At 52.9% G+C, this 18,628-nt stretch carries 9 protein-coding genes; 8 read left to right on the top strand and 1 reads right to left on the bottom strand.

Annotated elements, in window-relative coordinates; translation table 11 throughout:
- Window positions 1-38 precede the first annotated feature (38 nt).
- Complete coding sequence (locus ACY1JZ_RS05220; protein ID WP_462628348.1) at window positions 39-542, top strand: DedA family protein; 504 nt, start codon at window positions 39-41, stop codon at window positions 540-542.
- Here ACY1JZ_RS05220 and ACY1JZ_RS05215 read toward each other — a convergent pair.
- Window positions 539-772, bottom strand: coding sequence for a hypothetical protein (locus ACY1JZ_RS05215; protein ID WP_462628347.1), 234 nt, complete (start codon window positions 770-772; stop codon window positions 539-541). The genes ACY1JZ_RS05220 and ACY1JZ_RS05215 overlap by 4 nt on opposite strands.
- A gap of 243 nt (window positions 773-1,015) precedes the next feature.
- Between ACY1JZ_RS05215 and ACY1JZ_RS05210 the strand changes: the two genes are divergently transcribed.
- From ACY1JZ_RS05210 to ACY1JZ_RS05180, 7 genes are all read left to right on the top strand, one after another.
- Window positions 1,016-1,609: a TetR/AcrR family transcriptional regulator gene (locus ACY1JZ_RS05210; protein WP_462628346.1), complete on the top strand. Its 594-nt coding sequence runs from the start codon at window positions 1,016-1,018 to the stop codon at window positions 1,607-1,609.
- A 191-nt stretch (window positions 1,610-1,800) separates the two neighbouring features.
- On the top strand, window positions 1,801-3,978 hold the full coding sequence (locus tag ACY1JZ_RS05205; protein ID WP_462628345.1) for a YhgE/Pip family protein: 2,178 nt from the start codon (window positions 1,801-1,803) through the stop codon (window positions 3,976-3,978).
- A gap of 444 nt (window positions 3,979-4,422) precedes the next feature.
- Entirely contained in the window at window positions 4,423-5,433 is a 1,011-nt protein-coding gene (locus tag ACY1JZ_RS05200; protein ID WP_462628344.1) for a copper amine oxidase N-terminal domain-containing protein, read from the top strand.
- A gap of 7 nt (window positions 5,434-5,440) precedes the next feature.
- A complete protein-coding gene (locus tag ACY1JZ_RS05195) occupies window positions 5,441-11,701 on the top strand; it encodes a glycoside hydrolase family 78 protein (protein WP_462628343.1) in 6,261 nt (2,086 codons plus the stop codon).
- 207 nt (window positions 11,702-11,908) lie between these two features.
- On the top strand, window positions 11,909-12,409 hold the full coding sequence (locus ACY1JZ_RS05190) for a DedA family protein (RefSeq protein WP_462628342.1): 501 nt from the start codon (window positions 11,909-11,911) through the stop codon (window positions 12,407-12,409).
- A gap of 50 nt (window positions 12,410-12,459) precedes the next feature.
- Complete coding sequence (locus ACY1JZ_RS05185; protein ID WP_462628341.1) at window positions 12,460-13,203, top strand: NUDIX hydrolase; 744 nt, start codon at window positions 12,460-12,462, stop codon at window positions 13,201-13,203.
- A gap of 205 nt (window positions 13,204-13,408) precedes the next feature.
- A complete protein-coding gene (locus tag ACY1JZ_RS05180) occupies window positions 13,409-18,592 on the top strand; it encodes an S-layer homology domain-containing protein (RefSeq protein WP_462628340.1) in 5,184 nt (1,727 codons plus the stop codon).
- Window positions 18,593-18,628: the final 36 nt, after the last annotated feature.

Genomic DNA, 18,628 nt, shown 5'->3' with positions numbered 1-18,628 from the left:
TTAAAGCTAGTCTCAGTAGAAGAAATGGAGAACTGCTTATGCAAATGGCACAGGAGCTCATCTCACATTACGGTTATGCTGCGATTTTTTGTCTGCTCGCGCTCGGTATTGTCGGCTTGCCGGTGCCCGATGAGGTTCTTATGACCTTCGTTGGTTATCTGGCTTCACTCTACGTACTCAAGCTGCCTCTTGCGATGATTGTTGCATTCAGCGGAGCGCTATGCGGCATGCTGCTTAGCTACATGATCGGGCGAAAGTTCGGAAGACCGCTAATTCAGCGCTATGGCAGGTGGGTCAAGCTGACGCCCAAGCGGCTTGAGAGGGTAGAGAGGTGGTTCAATCGTTATGGTCTGTGGACCATCGTGTTTGGTTATTTTATTCCCGGAGTAAGGCATCTTACTTGCTACCTGTCAGGAATTAGCGGTGTTCGTGCCCGGACCTATATGCTGTTTGCAGGGGCAGGGGCCTTGTTATGGAGCACTGTTTTCATAATTATGGGCTACTTCCTCGGCAATGTGGATCTGTTCTCCTGGCGTCATTAGGCGTGCAATGAGCATGGCTGTCTGCGACTTCTCACAAGTCGCAGTCCCTGCTTCAGCACGAAACTGAACATAATGGACCCGGCTAGCGCCACGATATGATGATGAGATAGCTTTTCGAGCACGTTATAGATCATTTCACAACCGATCCATTCGATGGCGACGAATTCCTTGATGGCGGCAGCAGAGATGACGACCATTACGTAATCCCCCGATGTTGTAGCAAGCTTCATACTTTGCTTCCTCCTCATTTGCTGACCTCAGTAAGGCAGCCCATGCGTCTTAAGTTGAATTCGGCTTCTTGTTTATACCTTATGCACAGCACGCTTGTATCTATGAGCTATGCTTTTTGTCATACCCGAATATGAAAATAGCAGTTGATTTTTTCATGAAAATCGAGGTATAATCATTTCATTCAATGACCCGAGAACTGTAATGTTATTTTGGTCAATATATGAAATGAGGTGAGAGATGCCATGTCCGATATTGATCGCAAGCAGGAAATTTTGAAGGCAGCTCAGCAGTCCATTTCGCTGTTTGGCTATAAGGCAACTACCATGGATCAGGTGGCGAAGCTTGCCAGAGTAGGCAAAGGTACCATTTACACCTTCTTCTCGAGCAAGGAAGAGCTGTTTCAAGAGATTATGGTAAAGCTCAATACCGAGATGCTGGAGCTGGCACAGCAGGCTTACCGCCCTGAGCTGTCCTTTCGGGACAATATGCGAGCGATCCTGCAGGGGGTGTTGGCCTATCGCAGCAATCATCCGCTCATTTCGCAGTTAGTGCATGAGGTGCGCGATATGGGAACGCCAGAGGCTATGGAGGGCATTCGGCAAACCGAGGAAGCCATTATTCAATATGTAACGACGAAGGTGGAGGAGTATACGGCCCGCGGGGAGCTGAAGCCGAGCAATCCCGAGATGACGGCATTTATGCTTGTCAAGATGTATTTGTTATTGATTCGGGAATGGGATCATAAGCCGGGTCGTCATTCATTGACTCATGAGCAAATATTAGATCTGATGGAGCTGTATTTCTTGAATGGGGTCAGTCAACAAGAGCCATTCTAAGGATGTGTCCCACTCAAGAAGAGGGCGGTGTGCTGCGAGGGAGCTAGTGCGCCGCCATAGAGATACAGGGCAAGTTTTATTTTTTTCTCTCTATATGACCGAAAATACAATTTAGTTCTACGTTCATACAGGGGGAATAAAAGACGCTACGATTTATGCATGTTAAGCTAACATAACAGGGGATGGTTTCAATGAATATGCTCAAAGCGGAATGGAAAAAAATTTTTAGTCGGCCAATGTCCATCATCACGATTGTCGGATTGCTGTTTGTTCCTTTCTTCTACGGCCTGATCTTCCTTTCGGCATATTGGGACCCCTATGGTAATACAGAGCAGCTTCCCGTTGCTGTCGTTAATCTCGATCAAGGGGCCGACTATCATGGCAAGCGGCTTGATATTGGCGGCAAATTTGTAGAGCAGCTCGGGGATAATAAGACCTTCAAGTGGTCATTTCCTGACAAGGAGAGTGCGCTCAAAGGGCTGGAGGATGAATCGTACTACCTCGTCATTGAGATTCCGGCCGACTTCTCCAAGGATGCGACGACGGTAATGGACGAGAAGCCAATCAAAATGAAGCTTAATTATTATACGAACCCCGGCAAAAACTATCCTGGGTCGCAGATCAGCAACGCTGCGATGGTCAAAATCAATGAACAAATTGATTCTGAGGTGACGAAGGAATATACACGCTCGCTGTTCGACAGTCTGAGCGATATATCTTCGAGCTTCCAGAAGGCCAGCAACGCTGCTGGAGAACTTGATACTGGCGGCCGCAAGCTCGAAGATGGCTCCAAGGAGCTTCATGATAAGCTGGAGCTGCTTGCGTCAAGCACGGTTAAGCTGCAGAAGGGCGTCTCCGACCTGTCAACCGGGGCCGACAGTGTGCAAAGCGGTCTGAAGGAGGCCAGAAGCGGAGCAGCCCAATTATCCGATGGTCTGCAAGGGGTGAACAGCGGTGCAGTGAAGCTTCAGGAGGGCTCCGCCAAGCTAGCAGACGGCTTGCAGCAGCTAGGCGCGGGCGCGCAGAAGCTCCACGGAGGCTCGCAAGAGCTGAATAACGGCATCAGCAAGCTGGATAGTGGCCTGAAGTCGTCAGCAAGTGGAGCATCACAGCTCAAACAGCAGCTTGAAGCCTATAGCGGGAAAATGGCAGAGCTTGCGCAAGCGATGAGTACACTCGCTGGACAAGACGGAGCCTCTGAACAGTTGAAGCAGCTATCTGCGTCGCTTGGAGAGCTGCAGAAGGGTGCGCAGCAGCTAGAGGCAGCCGCAGGCAAGCTCGCGGATGGGCAGCAGCAGCTATCTGGCGGAGCCCAGCAGTTGGTTAGCGGCGGCAGCGGACTGGAGCAGGGCTTGCTCGCTCTTGGCGACAAGCTGAAGTCGGCACAAGCTGGCGCAGTCGAGCTATCGCAAGGAAGCCAAGCGCTGCAAGCAGGCACAGGGAAGCTCGCCGCTGGCGGCACAAGTCTGGTAAGCGGGCTGGACAAGCTGATCAACGGCCAACAGCAGCTTGTTGGCGGCATGAAGGAGCTGAGCAATGCCTCCGGTCAATTGCAATCCGGTTCGCGGCAATTGGCCGATGGAGCCGGCTCATTACACAATGGAGCAAAAAGCCTGGCGGAGGGCACAGGCAAACTGCACAACGCACTACAGGATGGGGCGGATCAGACAGGTGTTCATGCGGATGAAGAGACGTATGACATGTTCGCCGCTCCAACGGAGCTAGAGGGACATAAGCTCCATGAGATTCCGAGCTACGGCGTCGGCTTGGCGCCCTATATCCTGAGCATAGCTCTCTATGCGGGAGCGATGATGTTTGCTTCGGCTTATTCACTCAAGGAAGCGGCCATCCGGCCGCGTAGAGGCTACCCATGGTTCCTCAGCAAGCTGAGTGTGGTCGTTATCGTCAGCTTCTTGTCCTCGGTTCTAGTGGACAGTGTGCTGCTGCTGGGCTTGGGTCTTGAGGTGCAATCGATGTGGATGTTCTATTTGTTCACCTTCATTACCAGTTTGACATTCTTTTCGATTGTGTTCATGTTGTTTGTTGCTCTGAACAATGTTGGACTCTACGTTGCCTTTCTACTGTTGCTGCTGCAGATCGGCGGCAGCGGCGGCACGTTCCCAAGCCTGCTTACGCCGGGCTTCTTCCAGGCGCTGCACCCGTTCCTGCCGATGACACATTCGATCAACGGTTTCCGCCAGATCATCTCGATCGGCACAGATTACAGCATCGTATGGCAGCAAGCAGGCATTCTCGGAAGCTATACGGCACTGGCATTGCTGGTGGCGGCTGGACTATTCGCCCTGCAGGCGCGCAAGATCGAGAAGAGCGGACATTGGGAGCACGTAGCCCTGGTGGACGAAGAATAAATCATGCGGCAGTTAGGATGAACAGATCTGTTACTCGTTCTTGACATTGGGTCAGTTGCAACTGATCCGCAATAAGAGAACTCAGAGCACCTTCAAGCTTTGCTTCCATGTCGCAGGATATGGAGGAAAACTTGGGGGTGCTTTGGCGTTAATATTCATATACTCGCTGTGTTCGTTGGTCATGTTCAACTTGCTGCCGTTGTAGTGTTTGGAGGACAGAACATTTAGGGTAAAGTCTATGAGAATTGGTTCATAGGAAAAATAGAAAATAATATGTAGTAATGGTTGAATTTATAGCATTACTTTTATATACTAGTAAATAGGATATGTTTTAGCGTTTTCGGAAGCACCGGCCTACAAGGAGATCCTTGTTTGCTTGTGCTTTTTTTGCTCTGCCAGGCACGGATGGGCTAGGAATGAATTGTACAGAGAGGGGATCAAGTGATGAAGAAAACATGGATAGGGACACGGGCAACTGGATCGAAGGAATCGCTAATTGCAAGAGGGGGCAGAGCAACGGGAGCGCTCGTACTCGCTGCGGCTGTGTTGCTTGGTGGGGGTGGAGCAGCAATGCCGCCTGCGGATGCTGCGGTATTAGAGGGTGGGAATAAGGATATAAAAGGGCTGGTCACATTTAAAACCGACGTATCCTTGGAGGTGCTCTATGATGCGCGGCGTATTCAGTTCGATGTGCCTCCGAAAATGGTGGAGGGCAGCGTCCTGGTGCCGATCCGATTCGTAGCGGAGAAGATGGGCGCCAAGCTGCAACTGAACGGTAAAGACATCACGATCACCAAAGAGGACAAGGTGCTGAAGCTGACACGAGACTCGAAGAAGGCGTCTTTTAACGGCAAAGCAGTCACGCTTGCACAGCCAGCCATGGTGGACAGAGGCCGTACCCTGGTGCCGCTGCGTGCTGTGAGCGAGGGGCTGGGTGTAAAAGTCGAATGGGATCATGCGAATCAGTATGTGTGGATTGGCAGCCAGGAGGTGCCGAGGCTGGAGGACGTGATTGATCCGGTGGATGTGAAGCCGTATGCGAAGTATTATCCGGCTGATGATTTGGTCTGGACTATTGACAGTCCTAATCCTAAATTAAATGGAAAAAAGAAGACAACCATAAGATTAGTGAAGACGAGCGATTTCCCCTTACTAATAGGAAATGGTCGAATTGTATATCGTTTAGACAAGTCAACGGGATCGGATCAGAAAGATTACGTTCGTTTTTCTTCCAATTATAGGGGGAGTATGTCAAATGCACTTTTCCTTCTTCGTACTGACAAGTTTCGTTTTCAGGGAGCTTATACGAGAGAGAACACAAAAACAGCTACTCTAGAGTATATTCCGATTGATTACTACGACGATATTGAAACAACCTGGCTGAAGGAGATTGAATATATCGGTCTCAATTTAACTTCAGATTCTCTGATTGCTATGAAAAATGAGTGGAGGTAGCAGATGAATGAAGCATAGATTAACAAAACTGTCATTGGTGCTGCTATTTATCTTTACATTACAGTTGGTCACGCCCTTTCTTCCATTGCTAGACCATCTAAAAACAGTCGAAGCATTCCCTGAATTCGGGAATGCTTCGATTCAACCCTATCCCGTAGCGAATAAGAGGTATGCTGTAGGCTTCATGTATTATGAAGCCTGGAGTAATACCAAAGGAAAGTTTACCAGCTTTGGCCCTGGAGACACCGTTCCTGCCGACCTGCTCTTCCATACGTATACCTTTTCGTTTCCTGGTAGGTCAGTGACGGATGTAAAAGTATATAAATTTAATACAACTAACGAGAATCATAAATTTTACTTTAACAAATCCAGGGTAGGACAAGACTATGATGATTTTAAGCGATTTCTTTCCGAATCCGTCAACAATCCTCAAGTCTCCAATTCTTCTGGTAAAGGCACCAGCACGGTCACCTTTACAGTAAACCTGTCTGGCGAGCTTACAACTGGACGCCACCAAGATATGACTAATAGCGCCTATTGCAGCGAAGAAGTCACTGTAAAAGGTAAGAAACAAAAACGCTGTGCTCCCGGCACAAAGGTATATCGTTACTATTTCCCGGTCGTCTTCGAGTTCCATCTGAACGGGAGGATGATCACCCAGCATTATACGACTGACAGCAAAAGCCTGGCCTCTGTCTTCCCTACCGACACTAAGGACATCGTGATTGGCAAGATGTACGAGGAAAAACCTTCAAGTCACAAAGACTATAAATACGAGGGCTATAAGGAGAGCAGTGAGGGCGATCCGACCGGGGACATCAAGAAGGGAACGCCGAACATCTATTACAACGGCAAGTATGACACCCATCGCATCCATTTCTATTACAGCAAGCTGGAGGAACCTCCGCCACCAGGGAGCGGCGAGATCAAGATCCGTCACATGAACCGAGTTGGATCGACCGGAACCTACACGTTAGCCGGGGAAGAATCCGAGGTTGTGGCCAGTCTGCCAGCGAGCCGAACGGTCAAGTCCAAAGATAGCTACGGTGACATCCAAGGCTATAGCCTCAGCTTTACCAGCTACAGCAACACCGTGACGAACAGTACCGATAATACGCGCGCGGTCAGTCTAACCACCACCAATAAGACGGCATATGTGACCTTCTTTTACAATAAATCCGATAATTCAGGTAGATATACTGTAGATTTTAAAATCGATCCGAGCAATATCAGCTATCGAGATTCGTTCAGCTTTACCCCCAAAATTACGGTATCCGGCTGTACGTATATCTCGCATAAGTACCGTATTGAACGGGACGGAAGCCGTGTCGTCACCAGCGCAGTACAGGGCATGAGCACCGTCTCCAACTATACATACAGCACTTACCCGTGGATTATCGGGATCGGGACACATCAGGTATATATCCAGCTCACCACAAGCTGCGGGATCTCGGAGTGGGTCGGGCCGAAGACGCTGGAGGTAGCGGGTCCGAAGAACAACAGGCCGCCCGTCTTTCAGGCTGCTTTTGTCTATCCGTTCGCACCAACGGTTCCGATTTATGAAGTTGTCGAAGGTACGGTCATGAATATGATCTACATATACGATCCGAGTGTACCAACACCATATGACCCCGACGGAGACTCAACGTATTTTGACGGGTTCGACTTCGACAGTACGAGCAGCCCGTTCCTGAAGCAGATTCCGACCGTGTACGAAGACCATAAAAACATGGACGGCTATCACAATATTGTGATGGATACGCCGGGCGATTATGCGATTACTGCCAGTATGCGAGATGAATTCGGCGCCAAGGCGACATCGGTCGCACGCATCAAGGTGGTACCGAACAATCCGATTCCTCGCATCGTGGCGCCAGCGGAAGTCATCGTCAATCGACCGATCAAGGCCGATGCAATCCATGGTCAAGGCAGCACAGCCGCGCTGCAAAAAACCATTAGGGACTACCATTGGACCAACAAGAAGGACAGGTACACGCAGATAGGAACCGAGATTGTGGAGCTGGAGGTAACCGATAGTGCAGGTGTGCGCAGCTTGCCCAAGGATAAGGCCACGGCAGCAATTAACGTCGTTCCAGACAAGCCGCCTGTCGCGAAGCTGGAGCTGCCAGAGAGGATGCTGAGAGGCTCGATCGATGTGCTGAACAAGTCTTATAGTCCAGACAATGATGGTATTGTCGTCAGCAACCTTACGATCTGGTACGACGCAGACCATAGCGGCGCCTTCACGAAGGAGCCGGGGAAGAAGCTTCCGATTGGGGTGAAGGGTTCGTACAAATTCACACCTGACAAGGTAGGGAAATATCGCTTTCAGATCTATATTGAAGAGGATTGGGGATTAAGCGATACGGCGACTTATGAAGTCGAGGTCGTCAATGAAGCGCCGACAACCGCCTTCTCGCTCTCCAGCGAAAGCCCGGAGCCGCCCCAATTTGACATTTCCCAAGTCATTCCGGCCTCCATTCTATTTACGAACGAGTGGACGACATCGAGCGTGACACAGCCAAGCGGATTAAGCAAGCTCAACGATTTGTACTTGACCTATGATGTGAAAACAAACAGCCTGGCGAATCGCCATGGCAAATCACCTTATAAGGCACCGCCAGCCGATAGTGCCATCACCTCGGAAACGAAGCAGGAGGCGTACATCGGTAGTTCAAAACCGTTATTCGATACGCCATACCTACACAAAGGGGCAAGCGGGTCTTCCCGCCAAAGCCAAGGCGTCTTTGGCTCTATCCCGTATCAGAGACTGAGGACGAATAGTGATCTGATCACCCCGTACTGGTCAGGCGAGCAATGGAAGAAAACCGAGCTATCGGAGTACAGCGCCTTTTTGTACCAGGATGTGTTTGGAGGAACCTACGATCTGGCTTGCCGTTATTATGACTGGGATTCGGATGATGTGAAGTGGAAATGCGCCCTTACTCGAACGGAGCTGAACGGGAAGAAGTCCTGGACGTATGAGAATTCCGCCGCCTATTCCTCCAGCTCGATCACCAACGTTCCGTTTGGAGTGGGGCGGGGAAGCAATAATGGTGTGGTACTGAATGAAGACGGGACGAAGATTGGATTCCAGGAACTCGTCCAATACGGAAGCAGCTACCAGTGGGCAACCAGGTGGTACGACATCAAGACATTAAAGCCAGTAACCGCCGTAGTCGCTAAGCCAGTGCAATTGAGCCAGGGCAGTGATGTGGATGCGGAAACCATTCAGGATAAAAACAGCAAAGGCAATTACCGGAGCACCACGAAATACGTAGTCTATGAAGATGAGAATGTTACGGTTAAGAGGATTAACGTAACGGAGGATAGTGACTGGGATAGTAGCTCAGACACCAGGACGCTCTCTGAGATGCTTGAATCCTACAACAAACAGAGTGGACAGACGACTACCTATACGGTGTATGACAAAAAGGTCTTCAGAAATAGCTGGAGCGACGGCAGTTGCAGCCCATGGAACGGAGGAAGCTCCTACTCCAGATATACCTACAAAGAGATGAAATATGCCACCTCTCAGGATGGCATCACCTATATTGTCGATTCCTTCAACAAAATCCATGTGGTCGATAAATATGGGAAGTTGGTCAAGACAGTGACCACCTTTAGCCAATATCCGGATCGAACACGAAATTGTTCGGGAGGAGATACGGATACCCGTGAGTTTGGAATTATGGATTATGGATTTGGTGCCGACGGCGAGTTCTATGCTGTACTGGACGAGAAGTATACGGAGCTGCGCTATAGACAAGAAGGTCAATCTAAATTTCCGTATTACACTTCTAGATCCTATGTGAAACAAACCCTGTACAGCAGCAAAGGCATGGTCACAGCCCAGACCAATACCGATGAGCTGGGACAGGTGCTCCACACGGATACCGTCATGGCCGATGCTGACTTTAACTTTGAATTTCAGCAGTCGATGGCGGTGAGCACGCATCCGTCAGGCTTTGCATTTCGTGCCCGGGACAACCAGAACATGTACAGGCTGGAGCTGACGAACAGCAAGGCCGAACTGGTGAAAATGGTGGGCGGGAAGCGAACCTCGCTCGGTTCAGCCTCGATCAATGTTCAGGGAGATCGATTCCTGCATATTAAATTATCGGTACGGGGGGATAAAATTAAGGTTCGTTCCGAAGGGCTGCCATTGTTCGATGTAACAGACAAGACGTTCAAGGAGGGCAGCTACGGCTATTTCTTCAATGCCCCGGGAACCAAATTCCGCAATCTGCAAATTGCCGTTCCGATCATGGACGAGAACCAGATTCATGATGTCGGAATTGTAGGCGAGCAACTGACGTATACGTCCATGTTTGAGGATGTGGAGGGCGATCCACAGGTGGAGCCGTTGGACGAATGGAGGTATGTTCACAGCCAGCCGGATAAATTTCTTGATGCGAAGGATGGACATTCAGGACTATCCAAGCATCACGAGAAAGTGTACCCAGAGCCGCTGCTGGAATTGGACAGGGTCGGGCAGTATATGATTTCCTATTCGGCGGTGGACAATCCGACACCCAAGGGCTACAGGTATCCCGGCTCAAGCGTGTTCGCTGCCTATATGCAGCGCTCAGATGCGTATTCGAGGACATTCATTGTTCATCGCAAGCCAATTGCCCTGTTCACCATCTTGCAGGATGACAACTTTGTACTCACGTATACCGATCGCAGCTATGACCCGGACCGCTGGCTGCCAGGAGGAACCTGCTCCCAAGAGGACACCGGAATCGACTACTGCAAGACGCGAGGCATTACGGGCCATAAGTGGGCCTACATAGACCCAGACGGCAAGACGTATAACAGCAAGCTGGGCAGACCTACCAAGAAGGGACTGTACACGGTTCGGCTATCTGTCAAGGATGAATACGCCGCCTGGTCGGAGTGGTATGAGCAAGAAATCTGGCTGGATGCACCGCTGGCGAATACGCCGCCTGTACCTGGCTTTACGACAACACCCATTACGACCTACCGCGATACGGATGTCGTCATCGCATCGCAAGCCTATGATGTGGAGGATGGCGACCGGACGACGCTGGAGCACGCCTATTACATGCGAAACGTCACAGCAGACGGGGCGGAAAGTCTGCAAAGCGCCTCGCGTACCACATGGACACGGAGCTTCAGCACGATCGGCACGTTCGCGATTCGGCAAGTCGTGAAGGACTCGCAGGGGCTCTCTGCGGAGATGACCAAGCAGGTATATGTTGTGAACCGCAAGCCGCAGGCCGATATTCAGGTTCCAGAGAGCAGCGATCAGAGCAGCCCGACGAAATTCGATGTGCTGCGCCCCACCTTTGAGTGGACATTCCAGGATGCGGACAAGGCGGATAAGCAGACACAGTATCAGGTGCGAATCTACAAGTATGGCGGTGTGCTGCTGCTGGATAGTGGAGAGCGTATCGGTGCCAGCGGAAAGTGGATACCGAGCGTTGATCTGCCTGAACAAGTGAAGCTGTACATTCAGGTTCGGGTGCATGACGGCATTGAATGGGGCGAGTGGAGCGAACGGAAATTTTTCTACGTGGAGACCAATCGGCCGCCGGTTGCTCATTTCGTCTGTACCCCCAACCCGGCTTATGAAGGGGATCGTGTGGAATGCATGAACGACTCGACCGACCCGGATGGTGATGAGCTGACGTACCAGTGGACAATCACGGGACCCGGCGGGTATCGCCAAACCGATACAAGTGAGAATCTCTCGATTCCCGGCAACGTAACGGATCAGCGAACAGGGAAGTACCAGGTCAGACTCCGTGTGACCGATGCCAAGGGGGCGCCGAACGAAACGGATGCCACGGGCACGCTCGAGGTGCTGCCGCTGGGACTGACGGCTCAGGTGTCGCATACACCGGAGTGGGAGACGTACCGGCACAATTGGAACAAGGCGAATCCGAAAGCAGAGCGGGGGGAAGATACGTTCTGGGCAGGAGAGGGATTTGTACTGACGGCTTATCCGACCCTTACGGACGCAAGCGGAGGCAGTCATACCCGAGCCATGAAGGTGAGTGTGGAAGCGGCTGGAATCGGGAATGCAGAGCTGAAGGAACAGTCCGGCATATCTGCCATTGGAGCATGGAAGGGCTATATTGGAAGTAAGGAAGCGAAGGTGCCGCTGGAAGGGCTGCCGGATGGAGCCTATACCTTCCTGTTCAAGGTGGCCTATAGCAATGGCGTGTTCAGATCGGCTGCGGTGGAGATTCGCATCGTCGGACATTGGGGGGAGGTCATTCGCATTCATCGCAGATATTAACCGATGAGGTGACCATTTCCTGCTCTCCTGCGACCAGTTTGTTGTCTGTTCCTACTTGCTATTGCGCTCAGGGGGGCGCGATCCCGCGCGACCCCTGAGCGTGAGATAGCTTTCCTGCCCGCGTACTCGTATACTAGAGTTAACAGATTGGTGGGGAATGCGTTATAATGGACAGGTCGGAAAATTAAGTCAGGTGGAGAGCAAGAGATGGAAAATTTGCAAGAGTTTATAACACAATACGGCTACATCGCTATCTTTTTATTATTGTCTCTTGGTATTATTGGCCTGCCGATCCCTGATGAGGTACTGATGACCTTCGTAGGGTATTTATGCTCGCAGGGGGTGCTTCTATATAGTGTGGCGGTGCTGGTGGCATTCCTGGGAGCGATGTTTGGCATGAGCTTCAGTTATTTTGTCGGCAAGAAGCTTGGAAAGCCCCTGCTCTGGAAATACGGCAAATGGTTAAAGCTGACGCCTAAGCGACTTGCCAAGGTGGAGGGCTGGTTCCAAAAGTACGGCATCTGGACGGTGGTCTTCGGCTACTATGTGCCAGGAGTGAGGCATTTGACATGCTACTTGGCTGGCGTTACCGGAATCGAGACACGGAAATATCTATTGTTTGCCGGCTTTGGGGCTATCATCTGGTGCACTGTATTTATTACGGTCGGATATTATATTGGTACGATTGATTTTATGAAAGCAAGATAGGAAGCAGAAAAGCACGAAGCATATGGGGTGCGTCAGAAGGAGTGAGTCTGTTGACAGTAGTTGGGGCGATAGCTGCAATCATCGGCAGCTTGCTGCTAATCTGGCTGCTCGGATCTTGGGGACTTGTGCTGATTGCGGCTGTCTGGTTTGGAATGACCTGTAGCTTAGTAATGAGGCAAAGAGAGATGAAGGCTGATCTGGAGGAGATAAAGCGCATGCTAGGGCAATTGACGGAGACAGAACAGCAGCCACGGGGGGCGCAGCGGCAAGTGGAGGTTCCGCCTGTATTGCAGGCGCCCATTCACTGGGGACAGATCGAGGCTCTCTTCACCCTGGATTACAATTGCGATGATAGACGAATCAGCAATGTGAGTCTGATCCCGCTGGTTGGCGATCATTATGTCATGATTCAACTGGCAGACGGCAGGTGGGAGCTGCCTGGCGGCACGTTGGAGCCGGGTGAGCGCTTCATGGCGGCCTTGCAGCGCGAGGCGCAGGAGGAGATTGGCGCAGAGCTGCTGTCCTACAAGGTCTTTGGACAGTTCAATTGCCGTTCGCAGGCACAGACTCCCTATCGTCCTCATATCCCGCACCCGGAATTTGTTAGACTGGTAGGCTATGGAGAAGTTCAGCTAAGTGGAAGCCCGCTGAATCCACCGGATGGAGAGCAGGTATCCTCCGTTGAGCTGGTAGATGTGGAGGAGGCGGTCAGACGGTTTGAAGAGCAGGGGAGGCATGATTTGGCAGCACTCTACAGGCTCGCTGACCGGATAAGGGCGAGCAATCGTTGTTAGTATGTATGTAAATTCTAGACAGGGCAGCCTTGACATCCTTCAGGATGGTAGGGCTGCCTTTTTGTATGCATGGGTTAGGAGAGGTGTCAGTCACTTGAGCCATAACGAGCTAGTGGATAGTTCTGGACAATCCCGCCTGCTCGCTTTATGATAAAGAACGGAATGATTCGATTGAAGTAACTACGGACGGGAAAGGAAGAACAACATGACCATTCAATGGAGTCGAAAATCAGCGGCTGCTCTACTGCTCATCTGGGTAGTATGCGCTGCGTTGATCTCGCCGCTCACTTATCCGGCACGCGCTTATGCGGCCGATGCGAGCAATACGGCCTCCAAGGCGGAGGCCGCTATTGCCCAGGTGAGTGCATACGTATTGAAGCAAAATCAAATTTCCGACTGGCAGGCCATCGGCCTGAGCCGAGCAGGTAAGTCGCTTCCGGCTGCATACACCTCTGGCTTCGCGGCTGCTGTAGCCAATGTGTATAACAGCACGCCTGCGCTAACCGACTATGCCCGACTGACATTAGCGGCGGGAGCAATCGGTCTGGATGCAACCAATATCGAGGGTCATAACCTGATCCAAAGCTTATACACAGGACAGAAGCCAGGCGTTGTCAACGGAGCGATTTACGCGTTGCTTGCCTACGATTCTCTGGACTATAAGGTGGCTGATGATGCGAACCTGAGCCGGGCGAAGCTGCTGGAGCAGATCATGGCCAGCCAGGATAGCGATGGTTCCTTTGGCAGCATCGATATGTCGGCGATGGCGCTGACGGCACTATCATCCTACAAGGATCAGCCGGACGCGGCTACGGCAGCAGAGCGGACAGTTGCTTGGCTGAAGAAGGCGTCGCGGACGAGCAGCGAGAGCGTATCGCAACTGATTATCGGCTTGACCGCTTACGGCATCGATCCGACAGATGAGTCATTTGTCCAAAATGGAGCGAATCTGATCGAGCAACTGCTGTCCTATCAGCAGCAGGACGGCAGCTTCGCGCATCTGTCAGGCGGCAGCTCCAATGCGCTTGCAACCGAGCAGGCACTGCAGGCATTGGTAGCGTACCAGTTATTCACGAAGGACGAGGGCGCGCTGTATCGTTATACAGCAACGGAGGCTCCAACGAAGCAGAGCGTTAGCCTGTTTGTCGAGGGGCCGCAAGCGTTGCTTGCGTCTGGAGAGGTGAGCGCCACTACAGCACAGCAGGCGCTGGAGACGCTGCTTCAGCAGCGCTCTATCGCGTACACGCTGTCCAGCGACAACACATTCTTTGTTTCAATTCATAACATTGCCAACGGCTCCTACACCAAGGAAGGCTATCAGGGCTTTAACGGCTGGATGTTTGTCGTGGAACGCTCCGGGCAGCTCATTCTCCCTATGGAGGGGATGAGCACCTTCAAGCTGGAGCAAGGGGACAAGGTCACGGTATACTATGCTGATATGACAGCGCCAGTGGTCAGCTCCTTCACGACCGATCCCGTGCTGCCACAGGATGGGGAGCCGTTCACAGTCAAGGTACTCGGCAAGGTGCTGGAGTTCGGAACAGACTCGATAGGCGCCGAAGCCGAGAAGCCGGTAGCTGGAGCAAAAGTCGAGATTGGATCGGTAGCTGTCACGACGGACGCACAGGGTGTTGCGCAGGTGAAGGGCTTGCCTGCTGGGGACTACCCGGTTGTGATCAGTGGCTATGTGGCGGACTGGATGCCGACAGTCGTGCGCAGCACAGCAACGCTCAAGGTGGACGGCCAGGTTGCCGTTACGAGCCAGTACCGGATTGAAGGGCTGGACGGAGAGATTGCCAGCGGGGCAGCGACAGGCAAAAATGCGCTGGAGGCTGTCAAGCAATTGCTGGAGAGCAAGGACATTCCTTATCTCGTCACAAGCTATCCATTCGGCAGCATAATTACATCCATTAATGGGCTGGCGAATGGACAGGTCATCCATGAGTGGGAGGGCTGGAACTTCGCCGTCAAACGCAATGGAAGCTGGATCATGCCAGATGTCGGTATGGGGGACTTCCAGCCGCAGGAAAACGATCAATTCTTGCTGTACTACGGCGATTACGGCACACCGTTCGTTCAGTCGGCGACGGTTATACCAGCTCAGCCGAAGGCCGGTCAGCCGTTCAAGGTGCTGGTCAGCAAGTGGGCATCATCCTGGAACAACGAGACGAACCAGAGCGAGAGCGTCATTAGTCCGGCTGCCGGAGTGCAGGTGAAAGCCGGCACGCTGACTGCGGTTACCGATGACAGCGGCATCGCCCAGTTCGCGGGTCTGCCTTCGGGCGACAGCTATGCGCTGGTGGTGAGCAGCTACGCCGAGAACAAGCTGCCTAATATTGTGCGCCATGAGTCCTCCTTCAAGGTGAGCACGCTCACGAAGACGACCAATGCATACCGGATCGAAGGGCCGCAGGGCAAGCTCGCATCCGGTGAAGCCACAGCCTTCAGCCCTCTTGAGGGTCTGCTGGCGGTACTGGAGCAAAAGGGAGTCTCCTCCGTCGTCAAGGACAGTCAGTATGGCAGCTACATTCAAGCTATTGACGGCTTGTCCGGCGGCACGTATGGCGGCTATGACGGCTGGAGCTTCGCTGTCAAGCGGGGCGGCCAGTGGGATTGGCCAAGCGTAGGCATCGGGGAGTATGACCTGCTCAACAGCGATGAGGTCGTCGTATTCTATGGTGGCGACCAGACGGAGCTGCCGGTTATCGAGGTCAGCCCTTCGCAGCCAGTGGCCGGGTCGTCCTTCACGGTGACGGTCAGCAAGCAGCATTGGGATTGGAATGCGTGGAAGTTTGTAACCAGCAAGGCAGAAGGGGCAACGGTTACGGTCGGCGGCAAGCAGGCGGTAACCAACGCCAATGGCGTTGCTTCATTCAGCGGCCTTGCCAAGGGCAGCTATGTGCTTGAGGTGAAGCACAATGTGGAGCAAGCGCCGCCTGCACTCGTCCGCGCCGAGCAGACACTCGTCATTCAAGAGTCGGGCTCCGGGGGCGTACAGCCGACGGAGGACAAGGTGACGGTTGCAGTGCAAGGGCATAGCAAGAAGGGAACGATTGTCAGCAGCACATCGGTGAAGCTGGCAGCGAACGATACCGCTTATAGCGTGCTGGCGAGACTGCTGGGCGATAAGGGGATTGCGCACGTAGCGAGCGGCACAGGCGATTCGCTCTACGTGCGCAGCATTGACGGACTCTCCGAAGCATTCTCGGATCGCTATCCTAGCAGTGGCTGGAAATATGCGGTGAACGGAAGCTACCCGAATCAGAGTGCGGGCTCCTACAAGGTGAAGGCGAATGACACCATTTCCTGGTGCTATACGCTGAACGGAACGACCTGTGATCAGACGACGTCGATTGACGGCTCGTACCCATCGACTGGAAGTACCACCGGTACGACGGGTGGGACAGACAATAGCAGCAAGCCAACGACGGTAGCTGAAGGCTTCAAGCAGATTAGCCTGCCTGCAAGCAACCAGCAGCCGCTTGACAAGACATCGGGAACAACGGCAGTGCTTCACGCCTCGCAGCCGATGAGCGCAGTGGAAGCGGAGCAGCTCGCCAAGAAGCTGCAGAGCAACGAAGTGAGCATCAGCAAGTCATTCAGTCCGAATGTGGAGGCGGTGCTGTCTGACTCGCAGGGAGAAGTGAAGCTGGCTGTGCCAGCGGGCGGCTTGTCGAAGAGCGTGACGATTAGCGTGACCGAGCAGCCAAGCACCCGTCCGGAGCTCGTATCCGGCCTGTATCGCTTCACGCCGGCCGGTACGGTATTCCAGACGCCGGTGACGATTACGATCCAGGTGCCTGTGCAGACGAAGCAGCCTGAGCAACTGGTCATGGTATGGCTGAATGAACAGACAGGGCAATGGATTCCGGTGCCAACCGTGGTCGATGTGAAGACAGGCCAGGTGACGGGAAAGACCGATCATTTCACATGGTATGCGGTCGTTGATCGCAGCAAGGTGAGCAGCAAGCCGGCTCATGCGGTGGACGTCTCCACGCAGATCGCGGCTGCCGCACGCTATATTCTGTCTGGCGAGCAGTTGACCGATTGGGAAGCATTCGCGCTGGCCCGTTCAGGTCAGGCGGTGCCAGCAGCGTATCTGACCGACACGGCTCAGCTTGTTGCAGAGCAGCAAGGGAAGTTCAGCAAGGTCACAGAGCTGGAGCGGCTGGCGCTGAGCATCCGGGCTGCAGGTGGCCGCCCTGAGAGCTTTGGCGGCTATAATCTGATCGAAGCGATCTACAACCATGAGAGAATGATGAATCAAGGCCCCAATGGCCCTGCCTTCGCATTGTTGACGCTGGATAGCGGCAGCTATGAGACCAACTCCTCTGCCAAGTGGAGCCGCGACAAGCTGATTGGCGTACTGATCAGCCAGCAGCAAGACGATGGCGGCTATACATTAAGCGAGGGCAATGACTCGGATGTCGATGTGACCGCGATGGTGCTGACAGCACTTGCGCCGTATCAGAGCCGGGCTGAGGTGAAAGCAGCCATCGACAAAGCATTGCAGTGGTTGGCGAAGCAGCAGCTAGCAAGCGGTGGCTTCCAATCGCTGAAGGATGAGAACAGCGAGAGTGCTGCTCAAGTCATTATTGCGCTGACGGCACTCGGTATGAATCCGAAGGACGGAATGTTTGTGAAGTCCGGCAAAGATGCGCTGGATGCCCTGTTGTCCTATCGCAATAGCGATGGCGGCTTCGCGCATAAGAAGGGCGAGCCGTCCAATGAGATCGCGACGGAGCAGGCGCTGCAGGCGCTCGCAGCTTACCAGCGCTATGTCTCCGGGCAGCCTGGCCTCTATGTGATGACAGACAAAGATGGCGTGGCGCAGCCTGCTGCGCGATATGTGGACGATGCGAGCATCTCTGCCTGGGCGTCAGCGGCTGTCTACGAGGCGCTGGAGCAGGGCGTGATGAGTGGCGTCAGTGCGAAGGAGCTGCGTTTTGCGCCGCAGCAAGCGATGACTCGCGCCGAATTTGCCGCGTTGCTGATCAAGCTTGGAGGGCATAACACGGCTGCATCTGCAGATATGCAGCCAATCTTCGCAGATGTGCAGCCTGGAAGCTGGTATTACGGAGCGGTGATGAAGGCGAAGGAGCTGGGTTACCTGCAAGGGGTAACGAGCACACGGTTCATGCCGGAGCAGACGATCAGCCGTCAGGAGATGGCGATCATGATTGCTCGCGCATTCAAGCTGCAGCCTTCACAAGCTGCTGCGGCGTTTGCAGATAGCGCTCAGTTCTACCAGGATGCTGAGGCAGCTATCCAGGCGGTCTATGAGCAGGGAATTATGACCGGTTATAATGGACGCTTTGCGCCACGCGAGCAGGTAACCCGCGAGATGGCAGCCGTTGTAGCTGTGAAGCTGGCCAAGCTGGCAAGCTAGATATTACGCAGGCGCTCGGTGATTGACATTGAGCAT

It is taken from the genome of Paenibacillus sp. J5, assembly GCF_054955055.1.
The sequence above is the reverse complement of the archived record's forward strand: the minus strand, read 5'-3'. Positions and strand labels throughout refer to the sequence as shown.

Coding starts and splice junctions, on each gene's coding strand:
- ACY1JZ_RS05220 (WP_462628348.1), top strand. CDS start 39: ATGCAAATGGCACAGGAGCTCATCTCACATTACGGTTATGCTGCGATT.
- ACY1JZ_RS05215 (WP_462628347.1), bottom strand. CDS start 772: ATGAAGCTTGCTACAACATCGGGGGATTACGTAATGGTCGTCATCTCT.
- ACY1JZ_RS05210 (WP_462628346.1), top strand. CDS start 1,016: ATGTCCGATATTGATCGCAAGCAGGAAATTTTGAAGGCAGCTCAGCAG.
- ACY1JZ_RS05205 (WP_462628345.1), top strand. CDS start 1,801: ATGAATATGCTCAAAGCGGAATGGAAAAAAATTTTTAGTCGGCCAATG.
- ACY1JZ_RS05200 (WP_462628344.1), top strand. CDS start 4,423: ATGAAGAAAACATGGATAGGGACACGGGCAACTGGATCGAAGGAATCG.
- ACY1JZ_RS05195 (WP_462628343.1), top strand. CDS start 5,441: ATGAAGCATAGATTAACAAAACTGTCATTGGTGCTGCTATTTATCTTT.
- ACY1JZ_RS05190 (WP_462628342.1), top strand. CDS start 11,909: ATGGAAAATTTGCAAGAGTTTATAACACAATACGGCTACATCGCTATC.
- ACY1JZ_RS05180 (WP_462628340.1), top strand. CDS start 13,409: ATGACCATTCAATGGAGTCGAAAATCAGCGGCTGCTCTACTGCTCATC.